22 protein-coding genes are annotated in these 24,079 nt (G+C 74.5%); 6 read left to right on the forward strand and 16 right to left on the reverse strand.

Features of this window, described 5'->3' with window-relative positions; translation table 11 throughout:
• Window positions 1-63 precede the first annotated feature (63 nt).
• The 3 genes from CP968_RS28120 to CP968_RS28130 form a co-directional block, all read right to left on the reverse strand.
• Complete coding sequence (locus CP968_RS28120; RefSeq protein ID WP_150520649.1) at window positions 64-1,575, reverse strand: GNAT family N-acetyltransferase; 1,512 nt, start codon at window positions 1,573-1,575, stop codon at window positions 64-66.
• Window positions 1,576-1,757: 182 nt separating this feature from the next.
• Window positions 1,758-3,341, reverse strand: a complete 1,584-nt coding sequence (locus CP968_RS28125) for an alkaline phosphatase D family protein (protein ID WP_150520650.1) — start codon at window positions 3,339-3,341, stop codon at window positions 1,758-1,760.
• 253 nt (window positions 3,342-3,594) lie between these two features.
• Window positions 3,595-4,446, reverse strand: coding sequence for an alpha/beta fold hydrolase (locus tag CP968_RS28130; RefSeq protein WP_150520651.1), 852 nt, complete (start codon window positions 4,444-4,446; stop codon window positions 3,595-3,597).
• A gap of 288 nt (window positions 4,447-4,734) precedes the next feature.
• Here CP968_RS28130 and CP968_RS28135 point away from each other — a divergent pair, with 288 nt between their 5' ends.
• Window positions 4,735-5,535, forward strand: a complete 801-nt coding sequence (locus CP968_RS28135) for a GntR family transcriptional regulator (RefSeq protein WP_150520652.1) — start codon at window positions 4,735-4,737, stop codon at window positions 5,533-5,535.
• A 478-nt stretch (window positions 5,536-6,013) separates the two neighbouring features.
• Here CP968_RS28135 and CP968_RS28140 read toward each other — a convergent pair whose 3' ends face one another.
• The 3 genes from CP968_RS28140 to CP968_RS28150 all read right to left on the reverse strand — a co-directional run bounded on the left by CP968_RS28140 (window position 6,014) and on the right by CP968_RS28150 (window position 9,266).
• Window positions 6,014-7,171, reverse strand: a complete 1,158-nt coding sequence (locus tag CP968_RS28140) for an ROK family transcriptional regulator (protein WP_150520653.1) — start codon at window positions 7,169-7,171, stop codon at window positions 6,014-6,016.
• Window positions 7,172-7,435: 264 nt separating this feature from the next.
• A complete protein-coding gene (locus CP968_RS28145) occupies window positions 7,436-8,086 on the reverse strand; it encodes a response regulator (protein WP_150520654.1) in 651 nt (216 codons plus the stop codon).
• A 4-nt stretch (window positions 8,087-8,090) separates the two neighbouring features.
• Window positions 8,091-9,266, reverse strand: a complete 1,176-nt coding sequence (locus CP968_RS28150; protein WP_150520655.1) for a sensor histidine kinase — start codon at window positions 9,264-9,266, stop codon at window positions 8,091-8,093.
• 107 nt (window positions 9,267-9,373) lie between these two features.
• On the opposite strand from CP968_RS28150, the gene CP968_RS28155 reads away from it, so the two are divergent.
• The 3 genes from CP968_RS28155 to CP968_RS28165 all read left to right on the forward strand — a co-directional run bounded on the left by CP968_RS28155 (window position 9,374) and on the right by CP968_RS28165 (window position 11,600).
• Window positions 9,374-10,288 (forward strand): ATP-binding cassette domain-containing protein, encoded by a 915-nt coding sequence (locus CP968_RS28155; protein WP_150520656.1) that lies wholly within the window; start codon window positions 9,374-9,376, stop codon window positions 10,286-10,288.
• 84 nt (window positions 10,289-10,372) lie between these two features.
• The gene (locus CP968_RS28160; protein ID WP_150520657.1) at window positions 10,373-11,125 is read left to right on the forward strand and encodes an ABC transporter permease; all 753 of its coding nucleotides are present in this window, start codon (window positions 10,373-10,375) and stop codon (window positions 11,123-11,125) included.
• 40 nt (window positions 11,126-11,165) lie between these two features.
• Window positions 11,166-11,600 (forward strand): hypothetical protein, encoded by a 435-nt coding sequence (locus tag CP968_RS28165; protein WP_150520658.1) that lies wholly within the window; start codon window positions 11,166-11,168, stop codon window positions 11,598-11,600.
• Between the two features lie 73 nt (window positions 11,601-11,673).
• Here the strand turns inward: CP968_RS28165 and mug are convergent, their stop codons facing one another.
• From mug to CP968_RS28190, 5 genes are all read right to left on the reverse strand, one after another.
• Window positions 11,674-12,231, reverse strand: coding sequence for a G/U mismatch-specific DNA glycosylase (gene mug / locus CP968_RS28170; protein ID WP_150522172.1), 558 nt, complete (start codon window positions 12,229-12,231; stop codon window positions 11,674-11,676).
• Complete coding sequence (gene purB / locus CP968_RS28175) at window positions 12,228-13,661, reverse strand: adenylosuccinate lyase (protein WP_150520659.1); 1,434 nt, start codon at window positions 13,659-13,661, stop codon at window positions 12,228-12,230. The genes mug and purB overlap by 4 nt, the downstream gene beginning before the upstream one ends.
• 71 nt (window positions 13,662-13,732) lie before the next feature.
• Entirely contained in the window at window positions 13,733-14,515 is a 783-nt protein-coding gene (locus tag CP968_RS28180) for an SGNH/GDSL hydrolase family protein (RefSeq protein WP_150520660.1), read from the reverse strand.
• A gap of 105 nt (window positions 14,516-14,620) precedes the next feature.
• Window positions 14,621-15,649: a hemolysin family protein gene (locus CP968_RS28185; protein WP_150520661.1), complete on the reverse strand. Its 1,029-nt coding sequence runs from the start codon at window positions 15,647-15,649 to the stop codon at window positions 14,621-14,623.
• Complete coding sequence (locus CP968_RS28190; RefSeq protein WP_150520662.1) at window positions 15,646-16,992, reverse strand: hemolysin family protein; 1,347 nt, start codon at window positions 16,990-16,992, stop codon at window positions 15,646-15,648. Before CP968_RS28190 ends, CP968_RS28185 begins: the two co-directional genes overlap by 4 nt.
• A gap of 349 nt (window positions 16,993-17,341) precedes the next feature.
• Between CP968_RS28190 and CP968_RS28195 the strand changes: the two genes are divergently transcribed.
• Entirely contained in the window at window positions 17,342-17,782 is a 441-nt protein-coding gene (locus tag CP968_RS28195; RefSeq protein ID WP_150520663.1) for a GNAT family N-acetyltransferase, read from the forward strand.
• A 292-nt stretch (window positions 17,783-18,074) separates the two neighbouring features.
• On the opposite strand, the gene CP968_RS28200 is transcribed toward CP968_RS28195, so the two are convergent.
• The 4 genes from CP968_RS28200 to bioB form a co-directional block, all read right to left on the reverse strand.
• Window positions 18,075-18,770 carry a class I SAM-dependent methyltransferase gene (locus tag CP968_RS28200; protein ID WP_150520664.1) on the reverse strand — a complete coding sequence of 232 codons (696 nt, stop codon included), beginning with the start codon at window positions 18,768-18,770 and terminating at the stop codon, window positions 18,075-18,077.
• Between the two features lie 376 nt (window positions 18,771-19,146).
• Complete coding sequence (gene bioD / locus CP968_RS28205) at window positions 19,147-19,875, reverse strand: dethiobiotin synthase (RefSeq protein ID WP_150520665.1); 729 nt, start codon at window positions 19,873-19,875, stop codon at window positions 19,147-19,149.
• A gap of 1 nt (window position 19,876) precedes the next feature.
• A complete protein-coding gene (locus CP968_RS28210) occupies window positions 19,877-21,199 on the reverse strand; it encodes an adenosylmethionine--8-amino-7-oxononanoate transaminase (RefSeq protein WP_150520666.1) in 1,323 nt (440 codons plus the stop codon).
• Window positions 21,192-22,439 carry a biotin synthase BioB gene (gene bioB / locus CP968_RS28215; RefSeq protein WP_150520667.1) on the reverse strand — a complete coding sequence of 416 codons (1,248 nt, stop codon included), beginning with the start codon at window positions 22,437-22,439 and terminating at the stop codon, window positions 21,192-21,194. Before bioB ends, CP968_RS28210 begins: the two co-directional genes overlap by 8 nt.
• Window positions 22,440-22,594: 155 nt before the next feature.
• On the opposite strand from bioB, the gene CP968_RS28220 reads away from it, so the two are divergent.
• Window positions 22,595-23,779 carry an 8-amino-7-oxononanoate synthase gene (locus CP968_RS28220; RefSeq protein ID WP_150520668.1) on the forward strand — a complete coding sequence of 395 codons (1,185 nt, stop codon included), beginning with the start codon at window positions 22,595-22,597 and terminating at the stop codon, window positions 23,777-23,779.
• A gap of 67 nt (window positions 23,780-23,846) precedes the next feature.
• Here the strand turns inward: CP968_RS28220 and CP968_RS28225 are convergent, their stop codons facing one another.
• A complete protein-coding gene (locus CP968_RS28225; protein ID WP_150520669.1) occupies window positions 23,847-24,068 on the reverse strand; it encodes a DUF397 domain-containing protein in 222 nt (73 codons plus the stop codon).
• Window positions 24,069-24,079: the final 11 nt, after the last annotated feature.

Consider the following 24,079-nt stretch of genomic DNA (forward strand, 5'->3'; position numbering starts at 1 on the left):
CGTCATCATCGCCCGTCTCCGGGGGGCGCGGGCCGGCCACGGGAACCGCGGCCGACCCGGTGCTCAGTGCTGCTGCTCCCGCCCCTCGTACGCGTGCTGCGCCCGCGGGAGGCCGTGCGGCGGGCCCGCGGCGGTGCGGGCCGCGTCCAGCCGGGCGGTGATCACCAGGGTGCCCTCCTCGATCTGGTAGTCGAGGGGGAGGCCGAGGCCGCGCATGGCGGCGACCATGCCGGTGTTGGAGGCCTGGGTGACCGCGTAGACGCTGTCGCAGCGGGCCTCCACGGCCATCGCGATCAGCCGGCGGAGCAGCTCGGATCCGATGCCGCGCCGCTGCCAGTCGTCCTCGATCAGCAGCGCCACCTCGGTCTCGTCGCCGTCCCACAGCAGGTGGCCGAGGGCGACCATCCGGCCGGAGGCGGTGGTCGCGGCCAGGGTGCGGCCGAAGCGGGGGCTCAGCAGGTGGCCGAGGTAGCGGTCGGCGTCGGCGACGGGCCCGTGGTAGCGCAGCGAGAGGGTGCGGTCGGAGCAGCGGTCGTGCATCGCCCGGGCGGCGGGCAGGTCGGCGCCGTCGGCGCGGCGCACCGTGATCTCGTTGCCCTCGGGCAGGGTCAGGACGTCCTGGCTGCGCGGGACGCGGGGGCCGAGGCGCGCGTCCAGCTCGACGAGGGCCCTGGCGCGGGCGAACTCGGTCGGGGTGAAGGGCAGGTAGGGCCGCTCGACGGTGATCGCCCCGCCGGAGGGGTCGCGCAGCCGCATGACCGTGGCCTCCAGGACGCCTTCGACCGGGGCGTCGGCGCCCGCGTTGGGGCGGCCGGAGAGGGTGGTCGCGGGGATGGAGTGGATGGTGCAGCGGCCGAGGAGCTGGCGCAGCGCGAGGGGGAGTTCCGCGGCGTCGAGGGCGGTGCGGGTGGCCAGGCCCAGGACGCGGGTCGGGGTGTCGACGAGGTCGTGCGCGTCGGCGCGCTCGATCCAGGTGCTGTGGCCGCCGGCCCGGGCGATGGAGCGGGTGAGCTCGGCGGAGGGCAGTTCCCGCGGGGCGCGGAGCAGGAACTCGTCGACGGTGCCGCCCTCGGGGAGGGGGTGGGTCTGGAGCGTCAGGATGTCGGCGCCGCTGCGGGCGAGGGCGCCGCACAGCGCCGCGAGCGAGCCCGGCTCGTCCCGTACGGTCGTCCGCATCCGCCACAGGACGGCGTGCGGGGACGCGCCGCCCGTGGCGGCGGCCTGCGCGCCGGGCGCCGCCGGGCCGGTACCGGTACCGGTACCGGCGGCCGGCGCGGAGCCGAGGCCGTGGACCGAGGCCGCCCCCGCTGCCGCTCCGGCGAACGCGGGCTCCGCAGCGTCCGGCGGCGGCGCATGGCTGTGGCGCCTGGCCCACCACGTGTGGAAGGCCGCCGTGACGAGGAGCGCGACGGCCGAGGCGACCAGCAGTACGGGGCCCCTGGGGCCGTGCGCGACGAGATTGGCGATGCCGTCGGCGACCGCGACGGCGCAGAAGAGCGCGGCCAGTTCGACGACGTCGCGGCGCCAGTGGTGGCGGTGGGAACGCTGGGCGGGGACATGAATACGGTCAGTCATGCACACCACTGTGGCGGAGGGGTGTTGCGTGATCACGAACGATCTGTGACCGACTGGTTAAGTATCCATCTGGCCGATTTCCCCCAGTTTTCCGGGGCGTGTCCGCCATCGCGCCGCGGGGCGGGGCCGTGCGCGATGACGGACGGGGAGCCGGGAGCGGGGCGCGGGCGGCGCCGGGCCTCCTACTGGCCCACCTGACCGGGCCGGAGCGTCCGGGTGAAGAGCACGCCGCCGCCCTGCCGGCGCAGCCGGACCGTGAGCTCGCCGCTGCCGCCGTCGATGTCTACCTCGCCGTAGTACGGGGGGTTCTCGGAGGGCGACATGTTGGCCACCGGCGCGGACTGGACGTACGCCGTCTCCGGCCCGAAGGTGGCGTCGAGCCGGCCCGCCGGGAAGGCGCCCGCGCCGATCGGGCCGGAGACGAACTCCCAGAACGGCGCGAAGTCGGTGAAGGCGGCCCGCTCGGGGGCGTAGTGGTTCGCGGCGGTGTAGTGGACGTCGGCGGTGAGCCAGAGCGTGCCGGTGATGCGCTGGTGCTTGATATGGCGCAGCAGTTCGGCGATCTGGAGCTCGCGGCCCAGCGGGGCGCCGGGGTCGCCCTGTGCGACGGCCTCGAAGTTCGCGGCCCCGTCGGGGACGACGATCCCCAGCGGCATGTCGGCGGCGATCACCTTCCAGGTGGCGCGGGAGCGGGACAGCTCACGCTGGAGCCAGGCGAGCTGCTCGGCGCCGAGGATGCCGACGGGGTCCTCGGTCCGGCGGCCGGGGGAGTTCGCGTCGCGGTAGGTGCGCATGTCGAGCACGAACACGTCGAGCAGCGGCCCGTACCGCATCACCCGGTACATGCGCCCCTCTGCGCGACCGCCGCGCAGGTCGGTGACGGGGTAGTACTCGCCGAACGCCTGCCGGGCCCGGACCGCGAGGGTATCGGCGTCCCGGACGGTGTAGCGCGGGTCGTCGATCAGCTGGCCCGGGTACCAGTTGTTGCGCACCTCGTGGTCGTCCCACTGCGCGAGGACGGGGACCTGGGCGTTGAAGCCGCGCAGGTTGCCGTCGAGCAGGTTGTAGCGGAAGTTGCCGCGGAACTCGGCGAGGGTCTCGGCTACCTTCGCCTTCTCCTCGGTGGTCACGTTGCGCCACAGGGTGCCGTCGCGCAGCGGGACGGCGGACTGGAGGGGGCCGTCGGCGTAGATCGTGTCCCCGCTGAAGAGGAAGAAGTCGGGATCGCGCAGCCGCATCTCCTCGAAGACGCGGTAGCCGCCGAGGTCGGGGTTGATGCCCCAACCCTGGCCCGCCAGGTCCCCGGACCACAGGAAGCGCACGTCGTCGCGGCGGGAGACGGGGGTCGTACGGAAGGTGCCGTGGACCGGAGCGGAGGCGCGGCGGGGGTCGTCGGGGTCGGCGAGGACGACCCGGTAGTGGATCTGCCGGCCCGGCGGCAGGTCGCGCAGGACGGTGGTGCCGGTGAAGTCGGTGGCCGGGCCGAGCAGCGGGCCGCGGTGGCGGCGGACCGCGTAGCGGAACGACTCGCTCGGGGAGGTCTCGACGTACATCCGCGCGAGCCGGTCGGACCGGGTCCACACGGTCGCCGCATGGGCGGTGACCTCGCCGGACTGGACGCCCCAGTGGGCGCTCGGCCGGCCCGAGCGGAGCAGCGCGGGGGCGGCGAGGGCGGGCGCGGCCAGGGCGGGCGCGGCGAGCAGCGCCGAGGACAGGGCGAGGGAACCGCCGATGAGGGAACGTCGGGTCTGCGGCGTCGATGCCATCGGTGCTTCTCCAGGGGCCGGCGGGGCGGGGCCGGACCAGCGTGCCGCCGCACACCGGCCCGGCCGCGTCTCCCGCGCGAACCGCGGATGAACAACCGTGAGCGGCTCGGCCGGAGCGCGCGGCCGGTCCCGCCGCGGGGCCTCGCCACAGGGCCTGGCACGGCCTGGAGGAGCCCGCTCCGGCTCCCCGTGGCCCCGGTGGGGGGCACGGCCGGGCGCGGGGCGCGCGCGGAGGCGGGCGCCCCGAGACCCGCTACACGGCCTGGAGGCGGGCGCTCCGGGCCGTGTCCAGGACCACCCGGGCGACGAGGGCCGGGTCGTCGCTCATCGGGACGTGGCCGCAGCCCGGGAGTCTGACCAGCCGGGCACCGGGGAGGGTGTGCTTGGCGCGGATCCCCTGACGGCGCAGCAGCAGCCGGTCGCGCGTGCCCCAGGCGACGGTGACCGGCAGGCCGGGAACGTCGTGGGCGAACCGTACGGAACCGCCCGCGGCCAGGGTCTGCTCGAAGCCGGTCGCGTCGCGCAGCGCGAGGGTCTCGGCGACCACCGCCTGCGGTGAACGGCGCGTCGGGCGCGCGTAGATGGAGCCGGTGAGCGCGGCGCGGCCGACGGCACTGCGCGCGAGCCGCTCCAGCGCCGGGCGGGGCAGCGCCTTGGCCCCGGCGCGCATGGCGAGCAGCGTCCCGAAGGCGTAGCGGCGCTCGGCCTCGGTCCAGAACCCCGCGGGCGAGAGGGCGGTGACCGACCGGACGAGCCCCTTCCGGGCCATTTCGAGCGCGAGCAGCCCGCCGAGGGAGTTGCCCACGACGTGCGGACGTTCGACGCCGAGGGCGGTGCAGAGCGCACCGAGCGCGCCCGCGACGGTGTCCAGGTCGTACGTGACCCCCGCGGGCAGCGGCTCCGAGGCGCCGAAGCCGGGGAGGTCGACGGCGATGACGTCGTACTCGGCCGCCAGGATGTCCGTCACCGGGTGCCAGGCCTGGAGGTGGTGGCCGATGCCGTGCAGCAGGAGCAGCGGTTCGCCGGAGCCCTTGCGCTCGTAGGCGACGGTGGCGGTGCGGGGGCCGAGCGGGGACTCGATCGTGAAGGAGACCGTGGCGGTCATGCTGCTCCTCGTCGGGCGGGCGCGTGTGAGACAGGCTGTCAGTAGTGCTCACCGTCATGACTACCGCCCGGTAGGCCTTGACTACAACCCTTCGGGTCCCACGAGAACATTCCGTGAACGGCTTGATGCGTATGCCCGATCTGCCCGGCATAGGCATGAGCATTGGTCTTGACCAAGGGGGTGCGCCGTCCTATCGTCGCAGGGATAGTGCAGGAACCTTTAATAAACAAGGGCGCGGAACTGCCGCTGGAACACACGGCGAGTGCAGCGATGGCAGGAGGATTCAGGGTGGGGACCACGCAGCTCGAAACGGTGCCGGAGCCGAAGTACTGGCACCTCAAGAACGTCCTCAGTGAAGCGCTCGACCAGGACTTCGCCGTGGGCGAGGTCCTGCCGAACGAGCGCGAGCTCGCCGCCCGCTTCGGCGTCGCGCGCGCGACCCTGCGCCAGGCCCTGGAACAGCTGGAGCTCGAAGGACGCCTACAGCGCCGCCGCGGCGTCGGCACCACGGTCGCCCCGCCGCGCGTCGGCGTCGACGTGGGCGGCAACCGCCACGGCTGGCCCGGCGACAGCGTCGACGGCTGGCAGCCGCTGGACGCGACCGAGGGCCTGGCACCCGCCGCCGTCGCCGCGCTGCTGGGCGCTGCCACCGGTCCCGCGGCGGCCGGCGCGAACGCTCCGGCCTACGCCGCCGACGCACCGGTCCACATCGTGCGCCGCACCCGTGCCACCCAGGGCCAGGCCGTCGCCGCCGAGCTGCTGTACGTCCCGGCCGCCTCGGTGCCGGGTCTGACCGGCATCGAAGCCCCGTCCGGACCGGCCCGCGCCCGCGCCGTCCTGCGCGAACTGCAGCGGCTGGTCCTCGACGGCCAGGACCGCTCGGTGGAGCTCGGCTCCGCCCGGGCCGACGACGCCCGGGAACTGGACCGGCTCCCCGGCGCCCCGGTGCTCCTGGTCACCACCCGGTACCTCACCGAGGCGGGCACGGCCGCCGTGTCGGTGGCCACCTACCGGGCCGACACCTGCCGCCTGACCTTCGGCGACTCCGGCGACGTCCAGATCACCCACGAGCCCCGCGTCGCCTCCTGACGCTTCGCCGGCCCCGCCCCACGGCCCGACGCCACCCGCCCCGCGCGGACGGCGCCGGGCCGTACGCGTCTCCGGCATCGGCACCCGGGGTGGACGGGCGGGGACGGGCGGGGCGGGCAGGGGAGGGGCGGGGCGGGCAGGGGAGGGGCAGCGGAGGGCGGGTGCAGGGGCCGGGCGCGAGGCGGGCTCGTGCCACGAGCCCACCCGGGCACCACACCCGGCAGACGGCTGTCCGGCTCAGGCCCTCTTCAGGCCCTACACGCTCTCCGCCGGCCGGAGGCGGACGGCGCCGGGCGGGCCCACTCCCGCCCCGCCCTGCCCAGCCCTGTCCGGGACGGGGCGGGGGCGGGGCAGCAAGGCCGGACCCCCGTCGCGCGCGTCACGCGGACGCCTCGGGGCCGTCTGACGGTCCCGGCCCCGTCCGGCCCCCGTCCGGCCCGGCCCGAGAGGGCGCCCGACGGCACCGTCACCCTCACCGTCACGGGCGGCGTGCCGTGACCGTCTTCTCCACGGCGAACAGTTCTTCCTCGACGTGGTCCAAGGCCAGCCGGAGCGCCCCCGTGGCTACGGCGGCCTCGCCGAGCATCGACAGCACCACCCGCGGCGGCCGCAGGCAGTAGCGCTCCAGCTCCGCGCGCAACGGGCCGAGGACCCCGTCCAGGCCCGCGGCCCAACCGCCGACCACGACCAGTTCCGGGTCCATGGCGAGGACCAGCGCCGCCACGTCGTGCACGAGCCGCTGGAGGAACCGCTCCACGGCGGCCACCGCCCGCTCGTCACCCCGCTTGGCCATCGCGAATACCTCGGCGACGGCGGGCTCGTCCAGCGGGTTCAACGGTTCGCCCGTGGTCGACAGCAGCTTCTCGGGAGTGACCTCCCGGCCCAGCAGGTGCAGTGCGCCGATCTCGCCGGCCGCGCCGCCGAAGCCCCGGTGCAGCCGTCCGCCGATCAGCGAGCCGGCGCCGGGGCTGAGCCCCGCCATCACGAACACCATGTCGTCCGTGTCCCGCGCGGCCCCCTTCCAGTGCTCTGCGACCGCCGCCGCGTTGGCGTCGTTCTCCACCTGCACCGGACAGCGGAACGAGCGCTGCAGCCGCTCTCCCAGCGGCAGACCCGTCCAGCCCGGCAGCGCCGTGCCGAGGCGGACCGTGCCGTCGGCCTCCACGATCCCGGGGCTGCCGACGCCGACCGCCCGCAGGGAATCCCGCGGTACCCCGGCCCGCCGCAGTAGATCGGCCACCGCGGCCCGCACCCGCTCCAGCCGTTCGTCCGCGGGCGCCGACTCCGCGACGTCCTTGGTGCCGGCACCGATGACCCGCCCGTCCAGACCGGACAGCACGACCGCCACCCGGTGCGAACCGATCTCGATGCCCAGGAGATGGCCCGCCTCGGCCCGGAACCGGAACCGGCGGGCCGGCCGCCCCTGCCGCCGGGCACCCTCCTCGGCATCGGCTTCGACGACGAGCCCCGTCGCCATCAGCCCCTCCACGACCCCCTCGACGGTCGGCCGGGAGAGCCCGGTCACCCGGGTGAGGTCGGTGAGGGTCGGCGATTCGGCCGCGCGCAGTGCCCGCAGTACGACGGCGGAGTTGATCCGCCGGAGCAGTGAGGGGTCACCGCCGGTCAGCTGCCCCAACGTGTGTCCTCCCAGCTAGCGAGCCTGTCAAGCGGATCGTACTGCGCACCGGCCATGGCGGCGAGAAGCAGCCCCCCATAGGCCGGAACCGGCTGCTCCTCCCACGCTTCGCGCCGCGCCCCGGAAGACCTGCGCAGCAGCCGCCGCCCACCCCACCAGGCCACCCCCGGGCCGGTGCGCCCCACGGAGCCCGCGGCCCCGCCCCGCACGAAACCGGACACCGTCCCGCCGGTGCCCTGTCCGGCGGAATCCAATCACGACGGCTTACGCGGGGGCGACGAAGCCCGACTCGTAGGCCATGATCACGGCCTGCGTCCGGTCCCGCGCGCCCAGTTTCGCCAGGATCGCGCTGACATGGGACTTCACCGTCTCCGTACCGACGATCAGCTCGGCGGCGATCTCCACATTGGTGAGCCCCCGCGACATGAGCCGCAGCACCGCCTCCTCGCGCTCGGTCAGCGCGGCCCGCTCCAGCACCGCCCGTGCCTGCCGGTTCCCGTACTCGGCGGCCAAGGCCCGCACCGCGGCCGGGAAGAGCAGGGTCTCGCCCTCCGCGACCAGCCGGACCGCGTGCACGATCTCCGCGGGCCGCGCCCGCTTCAACAGGAAGCCGTCGGCGCCGGCGCGCAGCGCCTGGTAGACGTACTCGTCGTTCTCGAAGGTGGTCACCACGATGATCTTGGGCGGTGAGTCCACGGACCGCAGGACGGCGCGCGTGGCCTCGATCCCGTCGAGCAGGGGCATCCGCACGTCCATGGCCACCACGTCCGGCCGCAGCTGGCGGACGAGGGGGACGACCGAGGCACCGTCGGCCGCCTCACCCACCACCCTGATGTCGGGCTGGGCTTCGAGGACCGCGCGCAGACCCGCGCGCACCAGGGGTTCGTCGTCGACGAGCAGTACGGTAACCGGCATCCGGTCAGCGTATTCGCTCCAGCGGGAGCCGGGCGCGCACTCTCCAACCCCCCTCGTACGGACCGGTTTCGGCCTTCCCGCCGAGCAGGGCGGCGCGCTCGCGCATCCCGCGCAGCCCCGAACCGCCACCGGTCGTGACGACGGGCCGCTCCGGCAGCGCGTTCGTCACCTCCAACAGCAGCCGCTCCGGGGCCACGTCCACGCGGACCCGCACGGCCACCGGCCCGCAGTGCCGCAGCACGTTCGTCAGCGCCTCCTGCAGGATTCGGTACCCCTCACGAGTGACCGCTCCCGGCAACGTGGCGACCGGTCCGGTCAGTTGCGCGTCCACGGCAGAGCCGGAGGCGCGGGCGGACTCCAGCAGCCGGTCCGCCTCGACGAGCGTCGGACGCTGCGAAGGGGGTTGCGCCGACTCCCGCAGGACCAGCAGCACGCGCTCCAGGTCTTCCAGCGCCGCGCGGCCGGTCTCCTCGATCGCGCTCAGCGCCCGGTCGGTGAAGTCGGGATCGCCGGCGGCCCGCGCGGCTCCCGCCTGGACGACGGCCACCGTCAGTGCGTGTCCGATGGAGTCGTGCAGCTCCCGCGCGATGCGGGTCCGCTCCAAGAGCTGCTCGGTGCGGGCTTCGAGCGCGGTGAGCCGCTCGGAGGCCGAAGGCCCGAGCAGCCGCCGGGCGAGCGCGGTGATCATCTCGCCGAGCAGGACCACGACGCCGATCAGGGCGATCAGCGGTACGGGCGCGAGCAGTGCGGCGGCCCAGCGGGGCGGGGACATCGGCACCATCGCGTCGCCGGCCGGCGGGTCTCCGAGCGCGGTCGCGACGAGTTCGACGGTCAGCACCGGAAGCAGCGTGGTCGCGAACATGGCCGCTCCCGCGACGACCAGCCGTATCTCCAGCCACAGCAGCGTCCGCCAGCGGTCGTTCCAGCCGGCTGACGGCGCGGTGCCGATGCCGCTCTCCGGCGCACCCCAGTCGTGCGGGGTCAGCAGGAACTGGGCCTGCAGACCCTCGGCAAGCCGCACCCACGGTACGAACCCGAACGGTATGACGATCAGCAGCGGGGCCCACGGCCACGCCGGTTCGATGAACATCCACACGGCCAGGAGCAGGACGGGTACGCACAGGTGCAGCCAGCGCGAGTAGGTCACCGGTCGCAACGGTGCACGGAGCAGTCGGTACATGGCTTCATGGTGGCAGCGGCCGGGGTGCGGGCGTCTCCCCCACGTGGGGGAGAGAGGACCCTCGCACGGGGGAGGGGCGGGCGCGGGGCGGACGCGAGTCTTGAGTCATGAACAGCGTCGAGATCCGCGAACTGACCAAGGACTACGGCACCCGGCGTGTCGTGGACCACCTCACCTTCGATGTCCTGCCCGGCCGGGTGACCGGTTTCCTGGGGCCCAACGGCGCCGGCAAGTCCACCACGATGCGGCTGCTGCTGGGGCTGGACCGGATCACCGCCGGCTCCGCCACCATCGGAGGGCGCCGCTTCACCGACCTGCGGGCACCGCTGCGGCAGGTGGGCGCCCTGCTCGATCCGCAAGCGGCCCGCGGCGGCCGCACCGCCCGCGACCACCTCCTCGTGCTGGCCGTCAGCAACGGCATCCCGGCGAGCCGCGTGGAGGCCGTACTGGAGCAGTCCGGGATGGCCTCGGCGGCCCGACGGCGGATCAAAACCTTCTCGCTCGGCATGCGCCAGCGGCTGGGCATTGCCGCGGCCCTGCTGGGCGACCCCGGTGTGCTCCTGCTGGACGAGCCCACCAACGGCCTCGATCCCGAGGGCATCATCTGGATCCGCGAACTGATGCGCGGACTCGCCGCCGAGGGCCGCACGGTGCTCGTCTCCAGCCACCTCATGGCCGAGACCGCCTCGTTCGTCGACCACCTGGTGGTGCTCGGCCGGGGCAGGCTGCTCGCCGACACCTCGATGGCGGAGTTCATCGACGCCCGGAGCACCCCCAGGGCTCGGCTGCGGACCTCCGACGCGGCCGGGCTGCGGGACGCCCTGGCCCGCGAGGGATTCCTCCTCGAACCGGCAGGCGACGGGCTGTGGACCGTCGACGGCATACCGGCCGAGGCGGTCGGCATCCTGGCCGCGCGCGCGGGAGTTCCGATGCTGGAGCTCTCCGACGAGCGGGCCTCGTTGGAGCAGGCCTACCTCGACCTCACCTCCGACCGAGCCGAGTTCACCTCGCCAGCCGCCTGAACACCGACCCGGGCCGCGTCTCCACGTCCCGCCCGTTCCCGACCCTCACTCCGCACGCCACCGAGCCTCACCGGAGGTCCCGCCATGACCGCAGCAGCGCTGCCCACCGTTCCCGTCCTGCATTCGGAATGGATCAAGATACGAACCGCCCGTTCGAGCCTCGGATCCCTGATGGCCGTCCTGGTGACCACGGTCGGCATCACGGCCCTCACGGCCGCGGCCATCGGTACGGGCGAGGAGGGGGCGCTGGGAGACGATCCGCTGCTCGCGGCTTTCTACGGGGTCAACTTCGGGCAGATAGCGGCCATCGCCTTCGGTGCGACCGCGCTGGCCGGCGAGTTCAGACACGGCGCCCTGCGCATCTCCCTCACCGCCGTGCCCGACCGGACCCGGCTCTACCTGTCGAAGGTCGCCGTGGTCGCCTGCCTCGCCCTGCTCGTCGGCGAGGTCACCGGCCTCCTCACCTTCGTCGCCGGTCAGGCCCTCATGGGTCCCCACGCCGTGGAGCTCGGCGACCCGGGCACGGTGCGAGCGGTCTTCGGAAGTGGTGTCTACCTGATGCTGATGGCACTGCTCGCGGCCGGCCTGACCGCCCTGGTGCGCAGCGGAACGCTGGTCATGGGCCTGCTCATACCCTTCGTCCTGATCGTTCCCTTCGTGGTCGGCAAGGTCGTCGGCGGGGCCGGGCGGTTCATGCCCGACCGGGCGGGACAGGCAGTGATGCGGTTGAACGCCGAGGGCTCGCTCGGTCCCTGGGAGGGACTGGCGGTGACCGCGCTGTGGTCGGTCGCGGCGCTCGTGGCGGGATGGATCGCGATGCGCCGCAGGGACGCGTGACACAGGGCCAGTTGTCAGTGGAGGCCGGAATACTGACGGCATGACCACGGCAGAGCATCTCGACACGATCGACCGGCTCCGGGCCCGGGAGTTCCCGGCCGAGTCGATCTGGTCCGGTGGGCGGAGCAGCGGCCCGGGTTACCACCTGGTCCAGGTCGGCCGGACCGAGGACCTCCGCGAGGACGGCTCGGGGAGGGACGCGGCGACCGACCAGATCAGCGCCGAGTACGGGGCCCTCGCCCAAGCGCTGACCGACCGGTGGGGGGAGGCGCAGGTCTTCGGCGTCGGGTCGCTCAGGATCAGGGGGTTCGAAGGCGAGGCGATACCGGAGCCGTGGGACGAGGTGAGCGCCAGCACCGACCACGTCCACGTCTGGGAGGTGGAGGGGCGGTGGGTGCTGCTCTACGCGGCGCAGTGGGACGGCGGCGATCCCTACATGCTGATGGCGGGGGTCACCCTCATCGACCCGCCGTAGCCCGGCCCGCGCCCCCGCCACCCGCCACAACCCGGGCGCAGGGGTTGGGGCGCGGCGGGGGCGGGGGAGCGGGTCAGCCTTCTTCGGGGGCTCCGGTCGCTTCGGCGGCGGCGCGGAGGCGGCCGTACTCCTGGGCCATGGACTCCGCGGTCCAGTGGGCGTTGAGGCCGCTGGGGTTGGGGAGGGCCCAGATCCGGGTGGTGCCGATCATGCGTTCCTGAGGGCCGATGCGGGCCTTCTTGTCCCCGAAGGCACTGCGGTACGCGGTCACTCCGACCACCGCCAGCCACTGGGGACGCAACAGCTCCACCTTGGCCGTCAGGAGCCGCCCGCCTTCGCGGAACTCCTCGGGGCTCAGCTCGTCGGCGCGCGCCGTGGCACGGGCCACGACGTTGGTGATGCCGAGCCGGTAGGTCAGCAGCTCGTCCTGCTCGGCGGGGGCCAGACGGCGCGGGGTGAAGCCGGACAGGTGCAGGACGGGCCAGAAGCGGTTGCCGGGGCGGGCGAAGTGGTGGCCCGTCGCGGCGGAGAGGAGGCCAGGGTTGATCCCGCAGAACAGCACGCGAAGACCGCCCGCGACCACGTCCGGGAGGACGCGGTCGCGGGCGGCGTTCAGCTCGTCGGGGGTCAGAGGATCGACCCCGGCGCGTATCCGGCGGCCTCCGGGTGCTGCTTGGCGATCGCCTCGATCCGGGAGACCACCACCGCGACCTGGTCGCCCGCGGCGCCGGTGAAGGACAGCTTGTCGGCCATCAGGGCGTCGAGCTGGGCCCGGTCCAGCGGCATCCGGTCGTCGGCGGCCAGCTTGTCCAGCAGCTCGTTGCGCTCGGCGCCCTGCTCGCGCATGGCGAGGGCGGAGGCCACCGCGTGCTCCTTGATGACCTCGTGGGCGGCCTCGCGGCCCACCCCGGCCCGCACCGCGCCCATCAGGACCTTGGTGGTCGCGAGGAACGGCAGGTAGCGGTCGAGTTCGCGGGCGACGACCGCGGGGAAGGCGCCGAACTCGTCGAGCACCGTCAGGAAGGTCTCCAGCAGGCCGTCGAAGGCGAAGAAGGCGTCCGGCAGTGCGACACGCCGGACCACGGAGCACGAGACGTCGCCCTCGTTCCACTGGTCGCCGGCCAGCTCGCCGGTCATCGAGGCGTAGCCGCGCAGGATGACCATGAGGCCGTTCACGCGCTCGCAGGAGCGGGTGTTCATCTTGTGCGGCATCGCGGAGGAGCCGACCTGGCCGGGCTTGAAGCCCTCGGTGACCAGCTCGTGGCCGGCCATCAGGCGGATGGTCTTCGCGAGGGACGACGGTGCGCCGGCCAGCTGCACGAGGGCGGTGACCACGTCGTAGTCGAGCGAGCGCGGGTAGACCTGGCCCACCGAGATGAACGCCTCGGCGAAGCCGAGGTGGGCGGCGATGCGCTGCTCCAGGTCGGCCAGCTTGGCGGTGTCGCCGCCGAGCAGGTCGAGCATGTCCTGGGCGGTGCCCACCGGGCCCTTGATGCCGCGCAGCGGGTAGCGGCCCAGCAGGTTTTCCAGCCGGGCGTAGGCGACGAGCAGCTCGTCGGCCGCGGTGGCGAAGCGCTTGCCCAGGGTGGTCGCCTGCGCGGCCACGTTGTGGGAGCGGCCGGCCATGACCAGCTCGGCGTGCTCGCCGGCCAGCTTCCCGAGCCGGGCCAGGACGGCCACCGTGCGGTCGCGGGCCAGCTCCAGCGAGAGCCGGATCTGCAGCTGCTCGACGTTCTCGGTGAGGTCGCGGGAGGTCATGCCCTTGTGGACGTGCTCGTGGCCGGCGAGGGCGTTGAACTCCTCGATGCGGGCCTTCACGTCGTGCCGGGTGACCTTCTCGCGCTCGGCGATCGAGGCGAGGTCGACCGTCTCCAGGACGCGCTCGTAGTCGGCGAGGGCCGCGTCCGGGACCTCGATGCCGAGGTCCTTCTGGGCGCGCAGCACGGCGAGCCACAGCCGCCGCTCCAGCGTCACCTTGTACTCGGGGGACCACAGGACGGCGAGCTCCGCAGAGGCGTAGCGGCCGGCCAGGACATTGGGGATGCGGGGCTTGGCAGTCACGTGGAGGAATTCTACTTGGGCCGCCGCTGTGTGTTCACGCAGGTAGGGGGACCAGCGTTGATTGTGGCTTGCTACGAGGGCGTCGAGGTGGGGTAGGGCCCCAGCTCCGGGCGCTTCGCCGGGCGGCCGTCGCCCGAGGAGCGGCCCGTCAGGCGGCGGCCGACCCACGGCAGCAGGTGCTGCCGGGCGAACCTCAGGTCCTGGGCCCGGCGCACCGCCCACCCCGGCGGCATCGCCGCCGGGAGTTCCGTGTGCCAGTCCTCCTCCGGCGGCAGCCCCAGCGCCTGCCAGACGGCCTCGGCCACCCTGCGGTGGCCCTCCGCCGTCAGGTGCAGCCGGTCGACGTCCCACATGCGGGGGTCGCCGAGCGCCGGGGACCCGTACAGGTCCACCACGAGGGCGTCGTGCCGGGCCGCGAGTTCGTCGATGATGCCGAAGAGCTCTTCCATGCGCGGACGGAAACGTTCCATCACCGGCCCGTTGCGTCCAGGCGAGCGCATCAGCACGAGCCGCCCGCAGGACGGGGCGAGCAGCTCCACCGCCGACTCCAGGTGGGCCCGGACCCGGCCCATGTCGACCTTGGGGCGCAGGGTGTCGTTCAGCCCGCCCACCAGGGTCACCACGTCCGCGCGCATCGCCGCGGCGGCCGGAGCCTGTTCCCCGGCGATCTGGCCGATCAGCTTGCCGCGCACCGCGAGGTTGGCGTAGCGGAAGTCCGGCTCGCGCGCGGCGAGGCGGGCGGCGAGCAGGTCGGCCCAGCCCCGGTAGGAGCCGTCCGGGAGCAGGTCGGACATGCCCTCGGTGAAGGAGTCGCCGACCGCGACGAAACTGGTGTAAGACGCATTCATCTCCATGGCGGAGCCGATGCTACCGCGCGGTACCCCGGCACCGCAGGGCCGGGGACGCACGCCGCCGGGTGACGCCCCCCCCGGGTCACGCCCCCGGTGCGGCGCGTCGGGTCAGGGCGCCGGGGCCGGCCTGCCGAACAGCTCGCGCAGCACGTCCTCCATCGTCACCAGCCCGGTCAGGGCGCCGTCGGCCCCCAGCACCGCCGCCAGATGGGTGCGGCTGCGCCGCATCGCCGTGAGCACGTCGTCCATCGGCGTCTGTGCCCGCACCTGGGCGATCTGTCGCAGCGACGCCACCGGGAACGGCTCGTCCCGCTCCTGCCCGTCGGCGTCCAGCGCGTCCTTGACGTGCAGGTAGCCCAGGATCCGCCGCTGCGCGTCGAGCAGCGGGAACCGCGAGAAGCCCGACTCGGCCGACAGCCGCTCCAGCCCGGCCGGTGTGATCCCCTCCCGGGCCGTGACCACCCGGTCCGCCGGCAGCGCCACCTCGCCGACCGGCCGCCGCCCCAGCTCCAGGGCGTCGAACAGCCGCTCGCTGGCCCGGTCGTCGAGGAGCCCGGCGGCGCTGGAGTCCTTGACCATCCGCGCCAGCTCGTCGTCCGTGAACGTCGCCGCGACCTCGTCCTTGACCTCGACCCGCAACAGCCGCAGCAGGGTGTTGGCGAAGGCGTTGACCGCGAAGATCACCGGACGCAGCGCCCGGGCCAGGGTCACCAGCGGCGGCCCGAGCAGCAGCGCCGTGCGCACCGGCTCGGACAGCGCCACGTTCTTCGGCAGCATCTCGCCGAAGAGCATGTGCAGGTAGGTGGCCAGGGCCAGCGCCACCACGAAGGAGATCGCGTGCGTCAGCCCGTCCGGCACCCCGACCAGGTCGAACAACGGGGTCAGCAGATGGGCGATGGCCGGCTCGGCGACCACACCCAGCACCAGCGTGCACAGGGTGATGCCGAGCTGGGCGGCCGCCATCATCGCCGACACGTGCTCCAGGCCCCACAGGACGGCGCGGGCCCGCCGGTCGCCCTGCTCGGCGTACGGATCGATCTGGCTGCGCCGGACCGAGATCAGCGCGAACTCCGCGCCGACGAAGAAGGCGTTGACGACCAGGGTCGCCAGGCCGATCAGCAACTGGACGACGGTCATCGGCCCTCCCCCTCGCGCGCACCCTCGCCACCGGCCGGTTCGGCGGGCGCGTGCAGCAGGACCCGCGCCGCCCGCCGCCCGGCCGCGTCCACCACGTCCAGCTGCCAGCCGTCGAGCTCCATGCTGTCGCCGACGGCCGGGATGCGGCCCAGTTCGGTGGCCATCAGGCCGGCCAGGGTCTCGTACGGACCGTCCGGCACGCGCAGGCCGATCCGCCGCAGCTGGTCGGTGCGCGCCGCGCCGTCGGCGGAATAGAGCGGGCGCCCGGAGCCGTCCGTGCCGGCCGGGGCGAGGTCGGGGGTCTCGTGCGGATCGTGCTCGTCGCGGACCTCGCCCACCACCTCCTCGACGATGTCCTCCAAGGTGGCCACCCCGGCCGTGCCCCCGTACTCGTCGATGACCACGGCCATCGTCTGCCGGCCGGACAGCCGGTCCAGCAGCCGGTCCACCGTCAGCGACTCCGGTACGAGCAGGGGCTCGCGCAGCAGGTGCGCGACCGGGGTCCGGTGCCGTTCGCCGGCGGAGAGGGCCAGGACGTCCTTGATGTGGACGGTGCCGACGACGGAGTCGAGGCCGCCCCGGTAGACGGGGAAGCGGGACAGGCCGGTGGCCAGGGTCGCGTTCGCCACGTCCTCCGCGGTGGTCTGCAGGTCGAGGGCGGTGACCTGGACGCGCGGGGTCATCACGTTCTCCGCCGTCAGGTCGGCCAGGTTCAGGGTCCGCACGAACAGCTCGGCGGTGTCCTTCTCCAGGGCGCCCGCCTTCGCGGAGTGCCGCGCCAGCGCGACCAGCTCCTGCGGGCTGCGCGCCGACGCCAGCTCCTCCGCGGGCTCCATCCCCAGGCGCCGGACCATGTGGTTCGCGGTGGTGTTCAGGTGGCTGATGAAGGGACGGAAGGCCCGGGTGAAGATCCGCTGCGGGGTCGCCACGCGCTTGGCGATGGCCAGCGGCGAGGAGATCGCCCAGTTCTTTGGAACCAGCTCGCCGACCACCATCAGCACCACCGTGGAGAGCGCCGTGCCGAGCACCAGCGCGGTGGAGGAGGCGGCGCCGGGCGACAGCCCCAGCGACTCGAAGGGGCCCCGGAGCAGGGCGGAGATCGACGGCTTGGAGATCATGCCGATGATCAGACCGGTGGCCGTGATGCCGAGCTGGGCGCCGGACAGCTGGAACGTCAGCGTGCGCACGGCGGCCAGGGCGCTCTCGGCGCCGCCTTCGCCGCGCTCCACCGCTCCTTCGAGCTCGCTGCGCTCGACGGTGGTCAGGGAGAACTCGGCCGCGACGAACACGCCGCAGGCCAGGCAGAGCAGCAGGGCCACCACGAGCAGCAGCACTTCGGTCATCGGTCGATCACCTCCGTCCCATGATCGGCCAGGAGGGCGGGTGCCGCGCGACGTCGCGACCGGGTGTGTCGGGGACCGGGAGACTCGCCCATGGGCGGACGCTCACACCTTTCGTACGGGGAGGCAGGGGAGGGAACCGCTCCGCACGGGGCGGGGAGCGGCGTCGGTTTCGGACCGCGGTGCTCGGCGGAGCCCGCGGCCGGTGGTGTCCGCCCGGAGCCGGCCTCCGGACGGAATCGATCCTGCCACCGGCGGGCCCGGGCCGCTGCCGTACGGGTCCGAACCCGCCGCGTTCCGCTCCGTGAAAGCCGGTGGCGGGCGGGACACCGACCGTGTTTGGCTCCCGCACATGAATCAACTCCCGATCACGCACCGGTTCGCGATCCGGGCCGCCACGCCGGACGACGCCGTGGACGTCCTCGCCTTCTGGCGGGAGGCGGCGGAGGGCGCGTCCATCACCGACGACCTCGACGGCGTGACCCGGCTGATCGCCCGCGACCCCGAGGCGCTGATCCTCGCCGAGTCCGACGGGACACTGGTGGGCTCGGTCGTGGCCGGGTACGACGGCTGGCGGTGCTCCCTGTACCGGCTGGCCGTGCTGCCCGCCCACCGCAGACAGGGGATCGCGACCGCGCTCCTCGACGCGGCCGAGCGGCGCTTCCGCGCGCTCGGAGGCCGGCGCGGCGACGCGATGGTGCTGGAGGCGAACGAACGGGGCCGACGGGCCTGGGCGGCCGCCGGCTACCACCGCGAGGACCAGTGGCGCCGCTGGGTGAAGCCGCTCGACTAGGCCGTCTCTTTCGGATCTTGCCGGGCCCGCGACGCCTGGCACCGTGCCTGGCCGCACTGCCGAGGCGACCACGTACGTCCAGTACGCGAGCGCCCCGGCAGCACGCCCAGGCACGGCACCAGACGCCGCGGGCTCGGCCGACAAGATCCGAAAGAGACGGCCTAGGCCGTCCGCCGCGGACCGTGCCGGGGAGGCGGCGCCGGGGCCGGTGCCGCTGCGGGGCAGACCGCCGCGCCCGGCGGACCGCCCCGTCCGGGCGGTCGCGGCGGGCCGGGTCGGCCGGGACGTCGGGTCAGTCGACGCGGCGGGCCGAGCCGAGGACGCAGTACGAGCTGGGCAGGGCGGGCCCGCGCTCGGGAATCCGGAAGGACCGGTGGGAGACGACGCGGAACCCGGCGGCCTCGATCGCGGCGAGCGGGTCGCGGGCGGTGTGGCAGCCGCCGAACAGGCGGGGCCAGACGGTACGGTCCACGGCCCGCTGGACCGCGGCCATGCCGGGGCCGGGCGCCAGGCCGTGCTCGAAGAAACGCAGCTCGGCGTCGGGACGCAGCACGCGGTGCAGTTCGGCGAGGGAGCGCGGCAGGTCCCGTACGGTGCACAGCACCAGCGAGGCGACGGCGGCGTCGAAGGCCTCGCTCTTGACCGGGAGCGCCTCCGCCGCACCCGGTACGACGTCCACCGGGACCTCGCAGCGCTGTGCGGCGGCGGTCGCGAGACGGCGCAGCGAGCGCTCCGGTTCCACGGCGACGACCTCGGAGACGGCGCGGGGGTAGTGCGGGAAGTTCAGGCCGTTGCCGGCGCCGATCTCGACGACCCGGCCGGACACGCCGTGCAGCAGTTCGCGGCGCAGCGCGGCGATGCCGGCGCGGGTGTCGGCGGAGGTGCCGACGCGGGCGTAGAACCGGGCGAAGAGGGGGTGGTGGACCAGGTCGCGCGGTGGGGGCGGGGTGGTGGGGGAGTGGCCGCGGGTGCGGCGGAGCGTGGGCATGCGGGCCTCCGGGGCGGTGGCGGTGCGGTGCCGGTACTTCCAGGCTGCCCCGTTCGCTCGCGCTCATCCCTGACGGGGTGGCGGCGGCGGGGCTCCGCCCCGGACCCCGCGCCTCGATCGCCGGCGGGACTGATTCGGCCCGCGCTGCCCACGGCGGCGGGGAGGGAGGGGGACGGGCGCCGCCGCCAGCCCTGCTCCGGGCTGAAGGATCCCGGGGCTCCGCCCCGGACCCCGCGCCTCAAACGCCGGCGGGGCTGATTCGGCGCGCACCGTCCTGCCGTGCGGCGGGGCAGATTCGGGCCCCATCCCCCTCTCGCGCCGCGGGGCGGGGTTGTTTCGGCTCCCATCGTCCTTCCTCGCGGTGAGGCCGTGTCGGCTACGGGGTCGGGGGGTGCCAGGCGGTGAGGAAGGCGGGGGCCGACCAGGTGCCCGCGAGGGCGGGGGCGAGCCAGGTGGGGGCCTCGGTGCGGAAGCGGGCGGGCGGGAGGGTGCCCGAGGACTCCGGGACCGCGCCCAGGAGCGGGAGGCCGGAGACGGTCGGGAGGTCCGCCAGGTTGCAGCGGGAAGCCAGGTCCGGGGCGGCCGGCCAGCTGCCGACGACGACGCCCAGCGCGGTCAGCTCGCGGGCCCGCAGGGCCTCGGCGGTCAGGGCGGTGGAGTTGAGGGTGCCCAGGCCCGCCGGGGCGACGAGCAGGGTCGGGGCGCCGAGCAGCCGGGCCGCGTCGGCCAGGGTGTGGCCCGCCTCGTCGAAGCGGACCAGCAGCCCGCCCGCGCCCTCCACCAGCACCAGGTCGTGGGTCCGGGCGAGCCGCGCCGCGGCCTCGGCGATGTCCGCGGGGGACAGGGTGGCCAGCCCCGCGCGCCGGGCCGCGGTGCCGGGCGCCAACGGTTCCGGGTAGCGGGCCAGTTCGAGGGCCGTGACCGTCGGGCCGGCCAGCCGCGCCACCTCGGCGGCGTCGCCCGGCTCGTCCGGGCCGACGCCGGTCTGGGCGGGCTTGAGCACGGCGACCGAACGGCCGGCGGCGACCGCGGCGGCCGCGACCGCAGCGGTGACCACGGTCTTGCCGATCTCCGTGCCCGTTCCGGACACGACCAGTACGGACATCTCAGCCTTCCTGCGCCGCCGCGACGACCGCGCGGCAGATCCGGGCCACGTCGTCGTCACCGGTGACGAACGGGGGCATCGTGTAGATCAGATCGCGGAACGGGCGCAGCCAGACGCCCTCCCGGACGGCCGCGCGGGTCGCCGCGGCCATGTCGACGTCGTGGGTCAGCTGGACCACGCCGATCGCCCCGAGGACGCGTACCTCCCGTACGCCGGGGAGCGCGGCGGCCGGGGCCAGGCCCTCGCGCAGGCCGGCCCCGATCCGCTCGACCTCGCCGGCCCAGTCCTGGCCGAGCAGCAGCTCGACCGAGGCCAGGGCCACCGCCGTGGCCAGGGGGTTGCCCATGAAGGTCGGCCCGTGCGCGAGCACCGGTACCTCGCCCCGGGAGATGCCCTCGGCGACGCGCGGGGTGCAGAGGGTCGCGGCCAGGGAGAGGTAGCCGCCGGTCAGGGCCTTGCCGAGGCACATCACGTCGGGGGTGATGCCCGCGTGGCCGGCCGCGAACAGGGCGCCGGTGCGGCCGAAGCCCGTGGCGATCTCGTCCAGGATCAGCAGCACCCCGTACTCGTCGCACAGGTCGCGCAGCACCCGCAGGTAGCCCGGGTGGTGGAAGCGCATCCCGCCCGCGCCCTGGACCACCGGTTCCACGATGACCGCGGCCAGTTCGTCGGCGTGCGCGGCGATCAGGGAGCGCAGGTGTGCGGTGTACGCGGGGTCCATGGGCGTGTCGAAGCCGCCGGGCGGGGCGTCCGCGAAGACCTGCCGGGGCAGGTGGCCCTGCCACAGCTCGTGCATCCCGCCCTCGGGATCGCAGACGGCCATCGGCTGCCAGGTGTCCCCGTGGTAGCCGCCGCGCCAGGTCAGCAGCCGGGTCTTGCCCGTGCGGCCGAGCGAACGCCAGTACTGGAGGCACATCTTGACCGCGACCTCGACGGCCACCGAACCCGAGTCGGAGAGGAAGACGTGCTCCAGCCCGGGCGGGGTGATCTCGACGAGCTTCGCGGCGAGCCGGACGGCGGGTTCGTGGGTGAGCCCGCCGAACATCACGTGGGACATCCGGCCCAACTGGGCCGTGGCGGCCTCGTTGAGCACCGGGTGGTTGTAGCCGTGGACCGCCGACCACCAGGAGGACATGCCGTCGACCAGATCGGCCCGGCCCTCCCCCTGCGACGGGTCGGCCAGCCGCAGCCGGACCCCGGCTGCGGAGGCGATGACCAGCGGTTCCTGTCGGCCCGGCATCGGGCCGTACGGGTGCCAGACGTGCTGCCGGTCCAGCGCGAGCAGTTCCGCGCCGGCCGGCAGCGGGTGGTGCGGATCAGGCATTGGGGGCGAGGTCCGTCCCCGCGCCGCGTCGGCGCACCGCCACCAGGTCCGGGCGCACCGCGCCCGCGTCGGCCCGCGCCGCCACGGGCGCCGCCTCCGCGTGGCCCGAGCAGCCGCCGCAGGCCGAACCGCAGCCGGCCGTACCGGCGGAGTCCGCCGCGCCGGCCGGACCGCAGACCGGGGCGCCGTCGTGCGCACCGCAGCCGCCGGCCGGGGCCGCGGCCGCCGCGACGTCGGAGCGGTGGGCGGGCAGGGTCGACGTACCGGCCCCCTCCACCTCGAAGCCCGCGTCCGCGATCATGTCGAGGTCGGCCTGTCCGGCCTGGCCCTCGCTGGTCAGGTAGTCGCCGAGGAAGATGGAGTTCACCAGGTGCAGGGCCAGCGGCTGCATCGAGCGCAGGTGGACCTCGCGGCCGCCCGCGAGGCGGACCTCGACGTCGGGGCAGACGAAGCGGACCATCGCCAGGATGCGCAGGGCGCGCTGCGGGGTGAGGTTCCACTCCTTGGCGAGCGGGGTGCCCTCGAAGGGGATCAGGAAGTTGACCGGGACCGAGTCCGGGTCGAGGCCGCGCAGCGAGTAGACGACGTCGACGAGGTCCTCGTCGCTCTCGCCCATCCCCGCGATCAGACCGGAGCAGGCGGACAGGCCGGCGGCGTGCGCCTTCTGCACGGTGTCCACGCGGTCGGCGTACGTGTGGGTCCTGGTGATCTGGCCGTACGTGGCCTCGGAGGTGTTCAGGTTGTGGTTGTAGGCGTCGGCGCCGGCGTCCTTCAGCCGCTCCGCCTGGCCGTCCGAGAGCAGGCCGAGGCAGGCGCAGACCTCGACGCCCTCGTTCTGCTCCTTGATCGCGGCGATCGTCTTGCCGACCCGGTCCACGTCCCGGTCCGTCGGTCCGCGCCCGGAGGCGACCAGGCAGACGCGCTTGGCGCCGCCCGCGACCCCGGCCGCCGCGGCCTGGGAGGCCTCCTCCGGCTTCAGCCAGGTGTACTTGAGGATCTCGGCCTTCGAACCGAGCCGCTGCGAGCAGTACGAGCAGTCCTCCGGGCACAGGCCCGACTTCAGGTTGACCAGGTAGTTGAGCTTGACCCGGCGCCCGAACCACTGGCGGCGCACCTTGCCGGCAGCGGCCACCACGTCGAGCAGTTCGTCGTCGGAAGTCGCCAGTACGGCGAGTGCCTCTTCGCGGGTCGGCAGCTCGCGCCGCAGCCCCTTGTCCACCAGGGTGTTCAGCAGGTCCATGACGCCGATCCTGGACCACACGACCACTCCCGGCCAAGGAGAGATCGCACAACATGGCCGGATGGGAGTGTGTGGATCGCCACACCTGGCGCGTGCGTCACGGCGGATAGGGTCGGGCGGGTCTGTGGACTGCCGACAAAAACGAGGACCCGCCGATGCCCGAGCATGCACCCGACCCCGCGGCCGCCCCCGGGGACGTCTTCGCGTGGATCGACGACGCGGAACGGGCGCGCGAGCGGGCCGGACTGGTGCGGACCCTGCGTCCGAGGCCGGCCTCCTCCCCCCTGCTGGACCTCGCGAGCAACGACTACCTCGGCCTGTCCCGGCACCCCGGGACGGTACGGGGCGCACGGGAGGCGGTCGAGCGCTGGGGGGCCGGAGCCACCGGCTCCCGGCTGGTCACCGGCACCACGGAGCTGCACGCGGAACTGGAGCGCGAGCTCGCCGACTTCTGCGGGTTCGAGGCGGCGCTGGTGCTCTCCTCCGGCTACGCGGCGAACCTGGCCGCCGTCACCGCGCTGAGCGACCGCGGCACCCTCGTGGTCTCGGACGCCGGCAACCACGCCTCGATCGTGGACGGCTGCCGCCTCTCGCGCGCCGACACGGCCGTGATCCCGCACTCCGACCCGGACGCGGCCCGCAAGACCCTCGCCGCGCACGCCGGGCGGGCGCTGCTGGTCAGCGACTCGGTGTTCTCGGTGGACGGGGACGCCGCCCCGCTCGCCGGGTACGCCGCCGCCTGCCGCGCGGAGGGCGCCGCCCTGGTCGTCGACGACGCGCACGGGCTGGGCGTCCTGGGGGAGGGCGGCCGCGGCGCCCTGTACGCGGAGGGCCTGGCGGGCGCGCCCGGGGTGGTCGCGACCATGACCCTCTCGAAGTCCCTGGGCAGCCAGGGCGGCGCCGTCCTCGGCCCCGCCCGGGTGATCCGGCACCTGGTCAACACGGCCCGGACGTTCATCTTCGACACCGGGCTCGCCCCGGCCGCCACGGGCGCGGCGCTCGCGAGCCTGCGGCTGCTGCGACGCGAGCCCGAGCGGGCCGGCCGCGCCCGCGAGGTGGCCCGGCTGCTGCACGAGCGGCTCACCGCGTCCGGCCTGACCGCGGCCCGGCCGGACGCGGCCGTGGTGTCGGTACGGGCCCCGTCGGCCGCGGCGGCACTGCGCTGGGCCGCCGACTGCCGCGGGGCGGGACTGTTCGTGGGGTGCTTCCGGCCGCCGTCGGTGCCGGACGGGATCTCCCGGCTCCGGCTCACGGCCCGGGCGGATCTCACGGGGGAGGAGATCACCCGGGCGGTGGAGACGATCCTGTCGACGGCCCCGCCCGGCGCGGCCGACCGGTAGGCCGTCGGTTGCGGATCGCGCCGGGCTCCGGGCCGGTCCGGCGGGGCCGGGGCGCGGAGCGGGCGGTTCAGCGGGACGGGTCCGCCCGTACGTGGGCGAGGAAGCCGCCCCAGGCCGGCCCGGTGAAGAGCACGGCCGGGCCGTCCGCCCGCTTGGAGTCGCGGACGGCCAGCAGGCCGCGGCCGAGGGCGGCCGCTTCCACACAGTTGTTCATTCCGGTGCTGCGGCTGCTCCGCCGCCACCGCGCGCCGATCAGAAGTCCGCCGGTGGACAAGGGGGTTGCGGACACGGGAGTGCCTC

The sequence above is a fragment of the Streptomyces subrutilus genome (assembly GCF_008704535.1).
In the GTDB taxonomy this organism is placed as follows: Bacteria; Actinomycetota; Actinomycetes; order Streptomycetales; family Streptomycetaceae; genus Streptomyces; species Streptomyces subrutilus.